The sequence below is a fragment of the Brevundimonas sp. Root1279 genome, assembly GCF_001425945.1.
Taxonomy (GTDB): Bacteria; Pseudomonadota; Alphaproteobacteria; order Caulobacterales; family Caulobacteraceae; genus Brevundimonas.
On the sequence record NZ_LMEB01000004.1, the window covers coordinates 241,141 to 254,599 of the forward strand.

Here is a 13,459-nt window from a genome sequence, read left to right on the forward strand (position 1 = left end):
CGAGTCCGGAGCACGGCCGCGAGTCGGCCGCGGCCCAGCATGCCGCCTTTGCCGCCGGCGCGCGAGACGTGCCCGGCGGTCCCGCTCGCCGACGTTCGCGTGAAGCCTCTTGCCGGGACTCGGCGTTCGGGGTCACCATCCCCCCATGTCGATGCGTGCCGTCCTGTTGGCCCTCAGCGCCGTCGCGGTTCTCGCTTTCGGAGGACCTGCGAGGGCCCAGGAGCGCGGGCCCGAAGTCTGCGACGCGGGCGAGGCCGAATGGGCCGGCCCGACCATGGCCAATGCGGTCTCGTTCTACTCGCTCGAATGGACGCCGTTCGGCGCTGCTGAGTGGGGCTGGGAGATCTACCTGCCGCTGATCCAGAGGGAGATCGGCACCAACTGCGCACCGAACTCGCCACGCTTCGCCCAGGCTCTCGCCGGGTTCCAGGCGGCCAACGCCCTGCCGGCGACCGGTTGGTTCGACACCGAGACCTTCCTGGTCTTCAAGGGCCTCTGGCAGGGCCGCCGACCCTTCATCATGGCCCGGGTGCGCGAGGAGCCGTGCCCGGCGCCGCCGCCGCTGTACCAGCTCGGATACCTGGTCGAGTCGGAGGAACACGCCGATCGCCTGACCCGGCTGCTGCGCCGTGACGTGCTGGACGCGTATCGCCAGATGGTCGCGGCGGCCCGCGCTGAAGTGCCCGAGGTCGCAGCCAATCCGGAGCTCCTGCAGATTTTCTCGGCCTTCCGGGATCCCGAAGCCGACGCCGCCCGCTGCGCCGCCCAGGGCAACTGCGACGGCCTGCGCCGCGCCGTTTGTTCGCCGCACCGGACTGGAACCGCCGTCGACCTGTACGTGGGACAGGGCTACGGCATGGGCGTCGACAACACCTCGCCGGAAAGCCGGCGGCAGATGACCCGCGGCGCCACCTACCGCTGGCTGGTGGCCAACGCCGGCCGCTTCGGCTTCGTGCCCTATGTCTACGAGCCCTGGCATTGGGAGTGGGTGAGCCCGACAGGCGGCTATGCCGGTCCTTGAATCCTGGCCGGTCCGGCCGCTCGGCAGCCGGACGCTGACTCACGGCGAACGGGTGCTGGCCGAAAGCGCCTTCGGGGACGCCCTCGATCTCGACCGCATCCGGTTCCTGGCCTCACCTTGGCCCTTCGACCGCGCCTTCGTGCCCGGTCGCTGGTTCGCCCGCGAATGGATCGTCTGGCCCTGGCGGACGCTCCCGGCGGACATCGCCGCAGAGTCCCTGAAGCTGCGGGCGACTTTCATCCACGAGTTGACCCATGTCTGGCAGGCGCAGCAGGGCGTGAACCTGATCACCGGCAAGATCCGCGCGGGCGACAAGCCGTCGTCCTACGAATACCCGGTCGGCATGGACTGCGCCTGGGGCGACTTGAACATCGAGCAGCAGGCCATGGTGGTGGAGCACCGTTTCCGCCTGCTGCAGGGTGGCAAGGTTCCGGCGGATCCAGCCTTCTACGACCGGGTCTGCCCGATCGGGCCGAGGATCAGCCAGGCCTGAGGCTTGCGAGGGAAGGGGCTCGCCCCATATTAGATACTTCATCAGTTACAGAATGGAGTCGTCGTGTCCCAGCCCCGTCAGCCTGCCATCTTCTTCGGTCACGGCTCCCCCATGAACGCCCTAGGCGGCGTCCATGCGGATGGCTGGCGTGCGCTGGGCGAGGCGGTCGGCAAGCCCCGGGGCGTGCTGATGATCTCCGCCCACTGGGAGACCGGCGGGCTCGGAGTGACGGCCCAGGAACGGCCGGAAACCATCCATGATTTCGGCGGCTTCCCGGACGAACTGCATGCGATGCAGTATCCGGCGCCCGGCTCGCCCGAACTGGCGGCGCGGGTCTCCGAGCTGACCGGCGCGGTGCAGACGACGCAATGGGGCCTGGATCACGGGACCTGGTCGGTGCTGGCCCATGTCTGGCCTGAAGCGGACGTGCCGGTCGTGCAGCTGTCCCTGAACCAGCGCCTCGACGCCCGCGGCCACTATGAACTGGCCAAGGCCTTGCGTCCTCTGCGTGACGAGGGGGTGATCATCGCCGGCTCCGGCGACTTCGTGCACAACCTCAGAACCTGGAAGCGATCCGGCGGCGACCCATACGAATGGGCGAGCCACTTCAACGAGGCGGTCAAATCCGCCCTGATCCGCGGCGATGACGACGCCCTCGTCGACTGGGTCGGCCTGGCCGAGGACGCCCAGATGAGCGTGCCGACCGACGAACATTATCTTCCGCTGCTCTACGTCGCCGCCCAGCGCCTGCCGGGCGACGACGTGAGCTTCTTCAATGACGTCATCGAGGGTGGTTCGATCTCGATGACGGGCGTGAAAATCGGTTAGGCCCGCTTCATCGTCGCGTCGACCGACCACGGCCCCGGACCGGCGGCGAAGAAGTACAGGAAGACAAAGCAGTACAGGGCGATGGTCTCGCCGCCGTTGAGGATCGGGAACGGTCCTTGCGGCGCGTGGATCATCCAGTAGCCGACGGCGCAGAAGCCCGCCGCCAGGAAGGCGACCGGTCGCGTGAACAGGCCGAGCAGGAACAGGGTCCCGAGGATCAGTTCCAGCGGGCCGGAGAGCCCCGGTACGCTCAGGCCGGGCGCAGGAACGCCCGGTACGACGGGGAAGCCCAGCACCTTGGCAGTGCCGTGGCAGACGAACAGCAGGCCGGCGACGATGCGCAGCACGCTGAGAAGCTGGGGTTGGTACGCTGAGACACGGTTGAACATGGCAGCCCTCCTCATGGCGAGGCCGCCAGTGTGTAACCGAGTCGGGATCAGTTCAAAGATTGGCGGTCAGGCCGCCTTGTCGACCTCGACCATCTGCTGGATGGCGACGTAGTCGGTCTTGCCCGTGCCCAGCACCGGCACCTCGCCGACGCGCATGATCTTTTTGGGCACCGCCAGCTCGGGCGCGCCGTGGTTGCGGGCCCATTCGGCGAGGCGGGCGACGTCGGCGTCCTTGCGGTCGGTGACCAGGACCAGCTTCTCGCCCTTGCGGCTGTCCGGAATCGAGACCACTGCGTGCCGGGCCTCGGGCCAGACGGCGCTGGCCAGGCCCTCGACCGCCGTCAGCGAGACCATCTCCCCGCCGATCTTGGCGAACCGCTTCACCCGTCCGAGGATCGAGACATAGCCCTCGTCGTCGATGTCGACGATGTCCCCCGTATCGTGCCAGCCGCCGGTGAGCGGCTCGATCGCCATTGGATCCTCTGGCGACAGATAGCCTTCCATGACGTTAGGGCCGCGGAGGAAAAGGCGGCCGCCTTCGTCGATGCCGGGTACGGGATCGAGGCGCCAGTCGAGGCCCGGAAGAACCTGTCCCACGGTGCCCGGCCGGTTGCGGTCCGGATGGTTCACCGCCACGACCGGAGAGGCTTCAGTCGCGCCATAGCCCTCCAGCAGCTTGAGGCCGTGGAAGCGGGTGTTGAACAGGTGGTGGGTCTCGTCGCGCACCTTTTCGGCGCCGGCGACGACAAACTGCAGGGTCGAGAAGTCGTCCGGCCCGGCCACGCGGGCGTACTGGTTCAGGAAGGTGTCGGTCGCGAACAGGATCGAGGCCTTCACATCCGGAAGCAGTTCGACGATCTGCTTGGCGTGCAGCGGGGAAGGGTACTGGAACGCCTTCATCCCCTGCAGCAGCGGCAGCAGCACGCCGCCCGTCAGGCCGAAGCAGTGGAAGGTCGGCAGCGGGTTGAACATCACCCACTCTGGTTTCAGGTCGATGTGCTGGGCCACCTGACGGCAGTTGGCGACCAGGTTCCACTGGCTCAGGACCACGCCCTTGGGCGCGCCGAAACTGCCCGAGGTGAACAGGATCACGCCCGGATCGTGCGGCTCGGTCTTCACCCGGAAGCGCTTCGGCATCAGCCCGGCCATCAGGCCGTAGAGCTTGTCCGGCAGGCCGATGGTCTTGCGCACGTCGTCCAGCCAGACGATCTCGGCCACCGTCGCCAGATCGTCCACGAGATCCTCGAGCTTGGCTTGCGAGATGAAGCGCTTGGCCGTCAGCACCTTCTGCACGCCGGCGGCTTGGATCGCCGCTTTGATGTTCCGCTCGCCCGACGTGAAGTTCAGCATCACCGGCACGCGGCCGTGCGCATGCAGGCCGTAATAGGTGACCACAACGCCCATGCTGGAGGGCAGCAGAATGCCGACGCGCTCACCCGGTTCGGTCATGGCGGCGATCTTGCGCCCGAGCACGAAGGCGGCGCGGATCAGGCCCGTATAGGTCAGCGGCTTGCGATCCTGGTCCTCCAGAATCTCCTTGTCGCCAAAGGTTTCCCGCGCGGCGATCAAGGCGTCGAAGATCGTTTCTTCGCCGGCCTTCAGGTCCAGGGGTACGCGCAAAAGACAGCCTCCGTGCGGGCCTCGGTTCCCCCCGCGCCCTTTTTCTGAATGCGCAAACTAGAGATGCGTAACGGGGTTGAAAAGATGTGTTACCCGCCGTGAGGCGGACAGCCGCCTTGCCTTCGCCTTGTGGAAGGACGACATAGCGCCTTCGTACCGCCCGGAGCCGAGACGTCTTGGTCACCCTGATCGACACCCTCACGAAGACGCCCGCCGAGTTGCGTCACCCCGAAAAGCAGAACCGCCCGGACTCCGTCGTGCTGAAAAAGCCCGACTGGCTGCGGGTGAAGGCGCCGGGGTCGGGCCAGTACAACGCCACCAAGGCGATCGTGAAGGAGAAGGGTCTCCACACGGTCTGCGAGGAGGCCGCCTGCCCGAACATCGGCGAGTGCTGGAGCCAGAAGCACGCCACCCTGATGATCATGGGCGACACCTGCACTCGGGCCTGCGCCTTCTGCAATGTGAAGACCGGCCTGCCGCAGCCGCTGGATCCCGAAGAGCCCGCCAAGGTCGGCTTGGCCGTCCAGCAGATGGGCCTGAACCACGTGGTCATCACCTCGGTGGACCGAGACGACGTCGTCGACGGCGGCGCGGCTCACTTCGCCGAGGTCGTGCGCCAGATCCGCCTGCAGGCGCCCGGCACGACGATCGAGATCCTGACTCCCGACTTCCTGCGCAAGGACGGCGCGGCCGAGGTGATGATCGACGCAACCCCGGACGTCTTCAACCACAACCTCGAGACCGTCCCGCGGCTCTATCTGAAGATCCGCCCGGGAGCCCGCTACTTCCACTCCCTGCGCCTGCTCCAGATGGTCAAGGAGCGAGACCCCAACCAGTTCACCAAGTCCGGCATCATGGTCGGCCTGGGCGAGACCAAGGAAGAGGTCATGCAGGTGATGGACGACATGCGCTCCGCCGGCGTCGACTTCATCACCATCGGCCAGTACCTGCAGCCGACCCGCAAGCATGCGGCCATCGAGCGCTTCGTCACGCCGGAAGAGTTCAAGGCCTATGAGGCGATCGCCCGGGCCAAGGGCTTCCTGATGGTCTCGGCCTCACCGCTGACCCGCAGCTCGCACCACGCCGGCGACGACTTCGCCCGGCTGAAGGCCGCGCGTCTGGCCCAGACCGGCCGCTGAGCCGCGCTTGGCCGTCCACCGCGTCACCAAGATCCTTCCGTATCAGCCCGAGCAGCTCGCCAAGCTGGTCGCGGACGTCGGCGCCTATCCGGAGTTCGTGCCCTGGGTCACCGGCATGCGGACCTGGAACCGGCGCGAGGAGCGGCCCGGCATCTGCGTCGTCGACGCCGAGGCCTCGGTCGGCTTCTCCTTCCTCAAGGAACGGTTCTCGACCTGGGTGCGGCATGACGAGAACAGGCCGATGGTCGAGGTCGGCTTGTTGCGCGGCCCCTTCCACCATCTGAAGAACCGCTGGGAGTTCTTCCCCGACCCGGCGGGTACGCGCATCGAGTTCATGATCGACTTCGCCTTTCGCTCGCGGATGCTCGACATGATGCTGCAGGCCAATTTCGACCGGGCGGTCTCCAAGTTGATGGCCTGTTTCGAGGCGAGGGCCGACGCGCTCTACGCCCCCCAGAATTCGAAGACAGCTCCGTGACCTTCGACTTCGACGCGACGGTCGTAGGCGCCGGCGCGGTCGGCCTGGCCTGCGGCCGGGCGCTGGCGAAGCGGGGACTGTCGGTTCTGGTCCTCGAGAGCGAGCCGCACATCGGCCAGGGCGTCTCCTCGCGCAACAGCGAGGTCATCCATGCCGGCCTCTATTACCCGACCGGCTCGCTGAAAGCCGAACTGTGCGTCACGGGCCGCCGCGCCCTCTACGCCTTCCTCGACAGCCACAAGGTCGACTACCGCAAATGCGGCAAGCTGGTCGTCGCCACCGAAGAGGCCGAGGTCGCCCGCATCGAGGCCATCTATGAGCGGGCCGTCGCCAACGGCGTCGAGGGTCTGGAGCACCTGACCGGCGCCCAGGCGCAGGCGCTCGAGCCGGGCCTGAACGCCCATTCGACGATCCTGTCGCCGGAGAGCGGCCTGTTCGCGAGCCACGACTATATGTTGGCCCTGCAGGGGGAGATCGAGGACGCGGGAGGCTCGGTGGTGGCCTCCACGCCCTTCGAGCGCGCCGAGCCGCTGCCGGACGGCGGCTTTACGATTACGGCGGGCGGGGAGGGCGGCGCGACCCTGACCTCGCGCCTGCTGGTTACCGCCCCCGGCCTCTCCGCCCAGGCGGTCGCGTCGCGGATCGAAGGTTATCCGGCGGACCGCATCCCCGAAGGCCACCTTGGCAAAGGGATCTACTTCCGCCTGACCGGCAAGGCACCGTTTGAGCGTCTGATCTATCCGCCGCCGATCCCGGGCGCGCTCGGCACACATTACCGCAGGGACCTCGGCGGGCAGGGCGTGTTCGGTCCTGACCTCAGCTACGTCGAGGCCGAGGACTATTCCGTCGATCCCGGCAAGGCCGCCGAGTTCGAGCGCTACATCCGCCGCTTTTGGCCGGGTCTGCCCGAAGGCGCGCTGGTCCCTGACTACGCAGGCATCCGGCCGAAGCTGCACGGCCCCGGTGACGATCAGCCCGATTTCCAACTGCGCGGCCGTGACGACCATGGGCTCTCCGGCCTCGTCGCCCTGTTCGGGATCGAGAGTCCTGGGCTGACGAGCTCGCTTGCCATCGGCGAGCGGGTCGCCGAAATGCTGGAGCATGACTGAGCTGACTTTCCGGGACGCCGGCCCCGCCGACATTCCCGCTTTGCACCGCCTGATCGAGAGCGCCTATCGCGGCGAGGTCTCGCGCGCCGGCTGGACGACCGAGGCCGATCTGCTGGGCGGTCAGCGCACTGACCCCGAAGACCTCGCTGAAGTTCTCGCCGATCCGAAGCAGGGTCTGCTGACGGCCTGGCGCGGCGATGCGCTGGTCGGCTGCATCCTCTATGCCGACCGCGGCGAACAGACCGGTTACTTCGGCATGCTTTCGGTCAGCCCGACGCTTCAGGGCGGCGGCGTCGGCCGTCAGCTGGTCGAGGCCGTGCACACTCTTCTGGCGGAGCGGTTCGGAGCCCGTCGCTCGCGCATCTCGGTCTTCCCGCAGCGCGACACCCTGGTCTCCTGGTACCAGCGGCTGGGTTACGCCGACACCGGCGAGACCCTGCCGTTCCCCTATGGCAATCCCCGCTTCGGCCTGCCGCTCCGGGATGACCTGTATTTCATCGTCATGGAGCGGGCGCTCGACTGATGCGACTGGTCACTGAAAGGCTGGTGTTGCGCGGCGCCCAGGCGGACGACCTGGACGCGATGCATGCCGTCCTGTCTGACCCCCGCGCCACCCAATGGTGGTCGACCCCGCCGCACGAGAGCCTTGAGCGGAGCCGCACCTGGCTCGACAGCATGATCGCGAACGGCCCCGATCATCCCGACTTCGTCATTGAGCTGGACGGTCGGGTGATCGGCAAGGCCGGCTTCTGGAAGCTGCCCGAGGTCGGCTACATCCTGCATCCTGACCACTGGGGTCAGGGGCTGGCCAGCGAGGCGGTCAGCGCCGCCATCGCCTATGTCTTCGCCACCCGGCCGCTGGACGAGCTAACCGCCGACGTCGATCCAGCCAACGCCGCGTCGATTCGCCTGCTCGAACGACTCGGCTTCGTGCGCACCGGTTCGGCGCAGCGCACCTGGGAGGTCGGAGGGGTCTGGATGGACAGCCTGTACTATGGGCTTTCACGGGCCGCATGGGATGCGCGTCAGCGGGGTTGAACTCCCGGGCGCATTGAGGCATAAGCCCGCGCTCGCGTGGCGGCTCTTCCGGGGGCCGCCGCTGTTGTTTTCGCGCCTTCACCGGCGCCGACTTTAAGAAGATTGAGACGGACATGGCCGTTCCGAAGCGCAAAGTATCGCCCTCGCGTCGCAACATGCGCCGCGCCCACGACGCCCTGGGCACCAACGCCTACGTCGAAGACAAGGACACCGGCGAGCTGAAGCGCCCGCACCACATCGACCTGAAGACCGGCACCTACCGTGGCCGCCAGGTCCTGACCCCGAAGGAAGACTAGGTCTTTCCACTCGGCTGTTAGCCTTTCGAACGGCGCGCGGGAGACCGCGCGCCGTTTTCGTGCGTTCAATCCAGCTCAACAGCTGGAGACGCCCATGATCCGCCCCCTCGCGCTCGCTTCGATCGCCGCGCTCAGCCTCGCCGCGTGCGGCGCGCCTGACCCTGTTGAACCGAAGGACGCCGCCCCGGCGCCCGGGTCGCCGGCGGAGCCTGCGGCCACTACGCCCGAGGCGCCGGTCTCCGCCGCCGACAAGCTGACGGCCCAGGGGTTCGGCCCCCTGCGCATCGGCATGACCAAGGCCGAGGTCGAGACCGCCCTGGGGGCTGATTCGAATCCGAATGCGGTCGGCGGGGCCGATCCCGAATCCTGTGACATGTTCCACCCGTCTCGGGCTCCCGAGGGCCTCCTCGTCATGCTTGAGGGCGGCCGGCTGACCAGCGTCTGGCTGCGCAAGAACACCGCCATCGAAACCGACCGAGCCCTGAACATCGGCGACCCGGCCGCTGAGGTGAAGCGCGTCTACGGTTCCGCCGCGACCGTCACGCCGCACAAATATCAGGACGCGCCGGCTGAGTACGTCACCGCCTGGTCGAGCAGCGACCACACGAGCCCGGCCGCCCGCGGCGTGAAGTACGAGATCGGCGGCGACGGCAAGGTGTCCGGAATCGCCGGCGGCGGCCCCTCGATCGAATATGTCGAAGGCTGCGCCTGACCCGAGCCTACGGGGGAGCCCGCCGTGAAGCCGTTCCATCACCTGCTGGCGAACACCCTCGTCGCCAACATCACCAACTTCACGGTGTGGTTCGCCCTGACCTTCTGGGTCTATCTGGAGACGCGCTCGGTCTTCGCCACCGGCATGATCGCCGGTGTCTATCTTGTGCTGACGGCGGTGTCGGGCATGTGGTTCGGCAGCCTCGTCGACCATCACCGCAAGAAGCTGGTCATGCTGGCCTCCAGCGCCGTCTCCTTCCTGCTCTACGGCGTCTCCCTCGTGGTGCTGGTGCTGTCGCCGGAGGGGTCGCTGACCCGCGTCGACGGGGTGGGGCTCTGGGCCTTCATCGCCCTGGTCATGATCGGCGTCATTGCCGGCAATCCCCGAGGCATCGCCCTGGCGACCCTGGTCACCCTGCTGATTCCCGAGGACCGACGCGACAAGGCCAACGGTCTGGTCGGCATGGTCAGCGGAGTCGGCTTCCTCGCCACCTCGGCGGTCAGCGGCTTCCTCGTCGCCTGGGGCGGCATGCTCTACACCCTGGTCTTCGCGCTCGGCTTCACCTTCCTGGCCTTCGCCCACCTGCTGTTCGTGAAGGTGGACGAGACCCGCGTCGAGGCGCCGTCCGACCAGCCCGCCGAGCCGAAACGGATGGACCTTCGGGGCACCATCCGGATCATCGCCGCCGTCCCCGGCCTGTTCGCTCTGATCTTCTTCGCCGCCTTCAACAACTTCCTGGGCGGGGTCTTCATGGCCCTGATGGACGCTTACGGACTGTCGCTCATGGACGTCCGCGCCTGGGGCCTGCTTTGGGCCTTCGTCTCCTGCGCCTTCATCCTCAGCGGGATCGTCATCGCCCGCACCGGGCTCGGCGCCAATCCGCTGCGCACCTTGCTGCTGGTCAACCTGGCGGTTTGGTCGGTCAGCGCCGTCTTCACCATCCAGTCGTCCATCCCGCTGCTGGCCATCGGCTGTTTCATCTGGCTGTTCCTCGGCCCCTATGCCGAGGCCGCCGAACAGACGACTCTGCAGAAGGTCGTGCCCTACGAGCGGCAGGGCAGGGTGTTCGGCTTCGCCATGTCGGTTGAACTGGCCGCCTCGCCGCTAACCGCCTTCCTGATCGGCCCGCTGACCCAGTTCGTCTTCATTCCGCTGATGACCGACGGCGCCGGCGCCGATCTGATCGGCGACTGGTTCGGCCGCGGGCCGGAGCGGGGGATCGCCCTGGTCTTCACCCTGGCGGGGATCCTCGGGGTGATCATGACGCTGATCGCCTTCAACTCGCGTTACTATCGACAACTCTCGGCCGCCTATCGGGCCGGAAACACGCCTGTGACGCAGGCCGCGCCTGGGACCTGACGGTCATCCGTTCCTTGCGGGAGCAGAGCGCTACGGGCTAAACGCGGCGTCTGACCGCCGCCTCAAAGAACAGAGTCCTCCCATGACCGACATCGCTGACATCGTCGCCCGCCAGATCCTCGACAGCCGCGGCAATCCGACGGTCGAGGTGGATGTCATTCTCGAGGACGGCAGCTTCGGCCGCGCCGCCGTGCCCTCGGGCGCCTCGACCGGCGCGCATGAGGCCGTCGAACTGCGCGACGGCGACAAGGATCTGTGGGGCGGCAAGGGCGTCCAGAAGGCCGTCGACGCCGTCAACGGCGAGATCTTCGACGCGCTCTCGGGCATGGACGCCGAAGACCAGCGCCGCATCGACACCGCCCTGATCGAACTGGACGGCACGCCGAACAAGAGCCGCCTGGGCGCCAACGCCATCCTCGGCGTCAGCCTGGCCTGCGCCAAGGCCAGCGCCATCTCGGCCGGCCTGCCCCTGCACCGCTACCTGGGCGGCGTCTCGGCCCGCATCCTGCCGACCCCGATGATGAACATCATCAACGGCGGCGCCCACGCCGACAATCCGATCGACATCCAGGAGTTCATGATCCTGCCGACCGGCGCCGAGAACTTCTCCGAGGCGCTGCGCATGGGCGCGGAGATCTTCCACGCCCTGAAGAAGCAGCTGAAGGACGCCGGCCACAACACCAACGTCGGCGATGAGGGCGGCTTCGCCCCGAACCTGGCCTCGGCCGAGGAAGCTCTGGCCTTCATCACCAAGGCGGGCCAGGCGGCCGGCTACCTGGCCGGTGAGGACTTCCACCTGGGCCTCGACGTCGCCGCCACCGAATTCTTCAAGGACGGCAAGTACGTCATGGCTGGCGAAGGCAAGACGTTCGACGCCGAGGGCATGGTCAACTACCTGGCCGACCTTTGCGAGCGCTTCCCTATCGTCTCGATCGAGGACGGCTGCGCCGAGGATGACTTCGACGGCTGGAAGCTCCTGACCGACCGCCTGGGCGACCGCGTCCAGATCGTCGGAGACGACCTGTTCGTGACCAACCCCGCCCGTCTGGCCGCCGGCATCGGCGAGGGTCTGGCCAACTCGATCCTGATCAAGGTCAATCAGATCGGCACGCTGTCTGAGACCCTGGATGCGGTCGATATGGCGCACCGCGCGGGCTACACCGCCGTCATGAGCCACCGCTCGGGCGAGACCGAGGACTCGACCATCGCCGACCTGGCCGTCGCCACCAACTGCGGGCAGATCAAGACCGGCTCGCTGGCCCGCTCGGACCGCACCGCCAAATACAACCAACTGCTCCGCATCGAAGAGATGCTGGGCGACCAGGGCGACTATTTCGGCGCCGGCATGCTGCTGAAGTAAGGTTCCCGGCTCCCTCCCTTCGCCCGCGCGGGGGGAGGGACCGCAGGTCTTACGGTCAAGCTACGGTTCGTTAGGCATTTTCGGTCAGACTCCGTCAATCGTGAGTCCACGCTCAGAAGGAGCGTCCGTCAGTGCCCGAGCGGATGAAACCGTACCTGCCGTCAGCAATTCTTCTGACGATGATCGCCTACCTCGGCGTTCAGGCCCTCACGGGGGAGCGCGGCCTGCTGAGTGGTCATGAACGCGACGCCATGCTCGCCCGGCGAGAAGCTCAACTCGCTGGAATCATGGAGCAAAGGCAGGACCTCGAGATCCGGGTTCGCTACCTCCGCACGAACAGCCTGTCGCGCGACCTGCTGGAAGAGCGGGCCCGCGCCGTGCTCGGTTTCGCCGACCCGCGCGATTATGTGATCCGGGTCTCCACGCCCGCTGCGACAAAGGGCTCCGCCCCGGCGGCGTGAACTTTCGTTACAGCCAAGCCAGCCCGCTTTGCGTTTCGGGAACGAAGGCTGCTAAAGCCCCTTTCCGTAACGACAAGAGGCCCCCGTTTCGCCACCTGGCGAAGGGCCCAGCCGGGAGAAGACGGTATGGCGAAGGCCCCCGCCGCCAAGAGTGATTCAAGCAAGGCGGCGAAGCTGCCCAATACGCCCCAGGCCTCGAAGGAGGACCTGCTGCGCTTCTACCGAGAGATGGTTCTCATCCGCCGCTTCGAGGAGCGTGCGGGCCAGCTGTACGGCATGGGCCTGATCGGCGGCTTCTGCCACCTGTACATCGGCCAGGAGGCCGTGGCGGTGGGCGTTCAGGAGAGCGTCAAACAGGGCCACGACAAGATCATCACCGGCTACCGCGACCACGGCCACATGCTGGCCGCGGGCATGGATCCTAAGGAAGTGATGGCCGAACTCACGGGCCGCATCGGCGGTTCGTCGAAGGGCAAGGGCGGCTCGATGCACATGTTCGACGTGCCGACCGGCTTCTACGGGGGTCACGGCATCGTCGGCGCCCAGGTGGCGCTGGGCACTGGCCTGGCCTTCGCCGGCCACTACCGCGGCGACGATTCGGTCTCGTTCATCTATTTCGGCGACGGCGCGGCCAACCAGGGCCAAGTCTACGAGAGCTTCAACATGGCCCAGCTGTGGAAGCTGCCGGCCATCTACATCATCGAGAACAACCAGTACGCCATGGGCACCTCGATCGAGCGCGCCTCGTCGACGACCGAGCTGTACATGCGCGGCGCCAGCTTCGGCATCCCGGGCGAGCAGGTTGACGGCATGGATGTGCTCGCGGTCCGCGACGCCACGGCCCGCGCCGTGAAGCGCGCCCGCGAAGGCGGCGGCCCCTTCATCCTTGAGGTGAAGACCTATCGCTACCGCGGTCACTCGATGTCGGATCCGGCCAAGTACCGCACCAAGGAGGAGGTCGACGAGGTCAAGAAGACCCGCGACCCGATCGAGCACGTGAAGCTGCTCCTCGAACAGGCGAAGGCCACCGAGGACGAGCTGAAGGTCATCGACAACGAGATCAAGGCGATCGTCGCCGAAGCCGTGCAGTTCGCACAGGAAAGCCCGGAGCCGGATCCGTCCGAGCTCTATACAGACGTCTACGTGGAGGCCTGAT

Annotated in this window: 16 protein-coding genes; 14 read left to right on the plus strand and 2 right to left on the minus strand. The window is 67.2% G+C overall.

What is annotated here, in order from left to right; all coding sequences use genetic code 11:
- Positions 1 to 145 precede the first annotated feature (145 nt).
- The 3 genes from ASC65_RS03920 (at position 146) to ygiD (ending at position 2,342) form a co-directional block, all read left to right on the plus strand.
- Positions 146 to 1,021, plus strand: coding sequence for a M15 family metallopeptidase (locus ASC65_RS03920; protein WP_056449717.1), 876 nt, complete (start codon positions 146 to 148; stop codon positions 1,019 to 1,021).
- Positions 1,008 to 1,514: a hypothetical protein gene (locus ASC65_RS03925; RefSeq protein ID WP_056449719.1), complete on the plus strand. Its 507-nt coding sequence runs from the start codon at positions 1,008 to 1,010 to the stop codon at positions 1,512 to 1,514. Before ASC65_RS03920 ends, ASC65_RS03925 begins: the two co-directional genes overlap by 14 nt.
- A 63-nt stretch (positions 1,515 to 1,577) precedes the next feature.
- Positions 1,578 to 2,342 carry a 4,5-DOPA dioxygenase extradiol gene (ygiD, locus tag ASC65_RS03930; RefSeq protein WP_268750051.1) on the plus strand — a complete coding sequence of 255 codons (765 nt, stop codon included), beginning with the start codon at positions 1,578 to 1,580 and terminating at the stop codon, positions 2,340 to 2,342.
- Here the strand turns inward: ygiD and ASC65_RS03935 are convergent.
- Both ASC65_RS03935 and ASC65_RS03940 read right to left on the minus strand, forming a co-directional pair.
- Complete coding sequence (locus ASC65_RS03935) at positions 2,339 to 2,731, minus strand: DoxX family protein (RefSeq protein ID WP_200939781.1); 393 nt, start codon at positions 2,729 to 2,731, stop codon at positions 2,339 to 2,341. The two genes, ygiD and ASC65_RS03935, sit on opposite strands and share 4 nt — an antisense overlap.
- A gap of 66 nt (positions 2,732 to 2,797) precedes the next feature.
- On the minus strand, positions 2,798 to 4,351 hold the full coding sequence (locus ASC65_RS03940; RefSeq protein ID WP_056449723.1) for an AMP-binding protein: 1,554 nt from the start codon (positions 4,349 to 4,351) through the stop codon (positions 2,798 to 2,800).
- Positions 4,352 to 4,527: 176 nt separating this feature from the next.
- Here ASC65_RS03940 and lipA point away from each other — a divergent pair, with 176 nt between their 5' ends.
- The 11 genes from lipA (at position 4,528) to pdhA (ending at position 13,458) form a co-directional block, all read left to right on the plus strand.
- Positions 4,528 to 5,490, plus strand: coding sequence for a lipoyl synthase (gene lipA / locus ASC65_RS03945; protein ID WP_056449725.1), 963 nt, complete (start codon positions 4,528 to 4,530; stop codon positions 5,488 to 5,490).
- Positions 5,491 to 5,497: 7 nt separating this feature from the next.
- The gene (locus tag ASC65_RS03950) at positions 5,498 to 5,968 is read left to right on the plus strand and encodes a type II toxin-antitoxin system RatA family toxin (protein ID WP_056449727.1); all 471 of its coding nucleotides are present in this window, start codon (positions 5,498 to 5,500) and stop codon (positions 5,966 to 5,968) included.
- On the plus strand, positions 5,965 to 7,077 hold the full coding sequence (locus tag ASC65_RS03955; RefSeq protein WP_056449729.1) for an NAD(P)/FAD-dependent oxidoreductase: 1,113 nt from the start codon (positions 5,965 to 5,967) through the stop codon (positions 7,075 to 7,077). The genes ASC65_RS03950 and ASC65_RS03955 overlap by 4 nt, the downstream gene beginning before the upstream one ends.
- Entirely contained in the window at positions 7,070 to 7,600 is a 531-nt protein-coding gene (locus ASC65_RS03960) for a GNAT family N-acetyltransferase (RefSeq protein ID WP_056449731.1), read from the plus strand. The genes ASC65_RS03955 and ASC65_RS03960 overlap by 8 nt, the downstream gene beginning before the upstream one ends.
- On the plus strand, positions 7,600 to 8,115 hold the full coding sequence (locus ASC65_RS03965; protein ID WP_056449733.1) for a GNAT family N-acetyltransferase: 516 nt from the start codon (positions 7,600 to 7,602) through the stop codon (positions 8,113 to 8,115). Before ASC65_RS03960 ends, ASC65_RS03965 begins: the two co-directional genes overlap by 1 nt.
- A gap of 113 nt (positions 8,116 to 8,228) precedes the next feature.
- Entirely contained in the window at positions 8,229 to 8,411 is a 183-nt protein-coding gene (gene rpmF, locus ASC65_RS03970) for a 50S ribosomal protein L32 (protein WP_056449735.1), read from the plus strand.
- A gap of 94 nt (positions 8,412 to 8,505) precedes the next feature.
- On the plus strand, positions 8,506 to 9,123 hold the full coding sequence (locus tag ASC65_RS03975) for a hypothetical protein (RefSeq protein ID WP_056449737.1): 618 nt from the start codon (positions 8,506 to 8,508) through the stop codon (positions 9,121 to 9,123).
- A gap of 24 nt (positions 9,124 to 9,147) precedes the next feature.
- A complete protein-coding gene (locus tag ASC65_RS03980) occupies positions 9,148 to 10,482 on the plus strand; it encodes an MFS transporter (protein WP_056449739.1) in 1,335 nt (444 codons plus the stop codon).
- Positions 10,483 to 10,564: 82 nt separating this feature from the next.
- Positions 10,565 to 11,842, plus strand: coding sequence for a phosphopyruvate hydratase (gene eno, locus ASC65_RS03985; protein WP_056449741.1), 1,278 nt, complete (start codon positions 10,565 to 10,567; stop codon positions 11,840 to 11,842).
- A 143-nt stretch (positions 11,843 to 11,985) separates the two neighbouring features.
- Positions 11,986 to 12,303 carry an FtsB family cell division protein gene (locus ASC65_RS03990; RefSeq protein ID WP_056449744.1) on the plus strand — a complete coding sequence of 106 codons (318 nt, stop codon included), beginning with the start codon at positions 11,986 to 11,988 and terminating at the stop codon, positions 12,301 to 12,303.
- 126 nt (positions 12,304 to 12,429) lie between these two features.
- Positions 12,430 to 13,458, plus strand: coding sequence for a pyruvate dehydrogenase (acetyl-transferring) E1 component subunit alpha (pdhA, locus tag ASC65_RS03995; RefSeq protein ID WP_056449746.1), 1,029 nt, complete (start codon positions 12,430 to 12,432; stop codon positions 13,456 to 13,458).
- Position 13,459 lies beyond the last annotated feature (1 nt).

Excerpts from the sequence above, each read along its gene's own strand:
- ASC65_RS03990 (WP_056449744.1), top strand. The coding sequence starts at position 11,986 with ATGAAACCGTACCTGCCGTCAGCAATTCTTCTGACGATGATCGCCTAC.
- ASC65_RS03920 (WP_056449717.1), top strand. The coding sequence starts at position 146 with ATGTCGATGCGTGCCGTCCTGTTGGCCCTCAGCGCCGTCGCGGTTCTC.
- ASC65_RS03960 (WP_056449731.1), top strand. The coding sequence starts at position 7,070 with ATGACTGAGCTGACTTTCCGGGACGCCGGCCCCGCCGACATTCCCGCT.
- ASC65_RS03975 (WP_056449737.1), top strand. The coding sequence starts at position 8,506 with ATGATCCGCCCCCTCGCGCTCGCTTCGATCGCCGCGCTCAGCCTCGCC.
- ASC65_RS03925 (WP_056449719.1), top strand. The coding sequence starts at position 1,008 with ATGCCGGTCCTTGAATCCTGGCCGGTCCGGCCGCTCGGCAGCCGGACG.
- ASC65_RS03965 (WP_056449733.1), top strand. The coding sequence starts at position 7,600 with ATGCGACTGGTCACTGAAAGGCTGGTGTTGCGCGGCGCCCAGGCGGAC.
- rpmF (WP_056449735.1), top strand. The coding sequence starts at position 8,229 with ATGGCCGTTCCGAAGCGCAAAGTATCGCCCTCGCGTCGCAACATGCGC.
- ASC65_RS03935 (WP_200939781.1), bottom strand. The coding sequence starts at position 2,731 with ATGTTCAACCGTGTCTCAGCGTACCAACCCCAGCTTCTCAGCGTGCTG.
- pdhA (WP_056449746.1), top strand. The coding sequence starts at position 12,430 with ATGGCGAAGGCCCCCGCCGCCAAGAGTGATTCAAGCAAGGCGGCGAAG.
- eno (WP_056449741.1), top strand. The coding sequence starts at position 10,565 with ATGACCGACATCGCTGACATCGTCGCCCGCCAGATCCTCGACAGCCGC.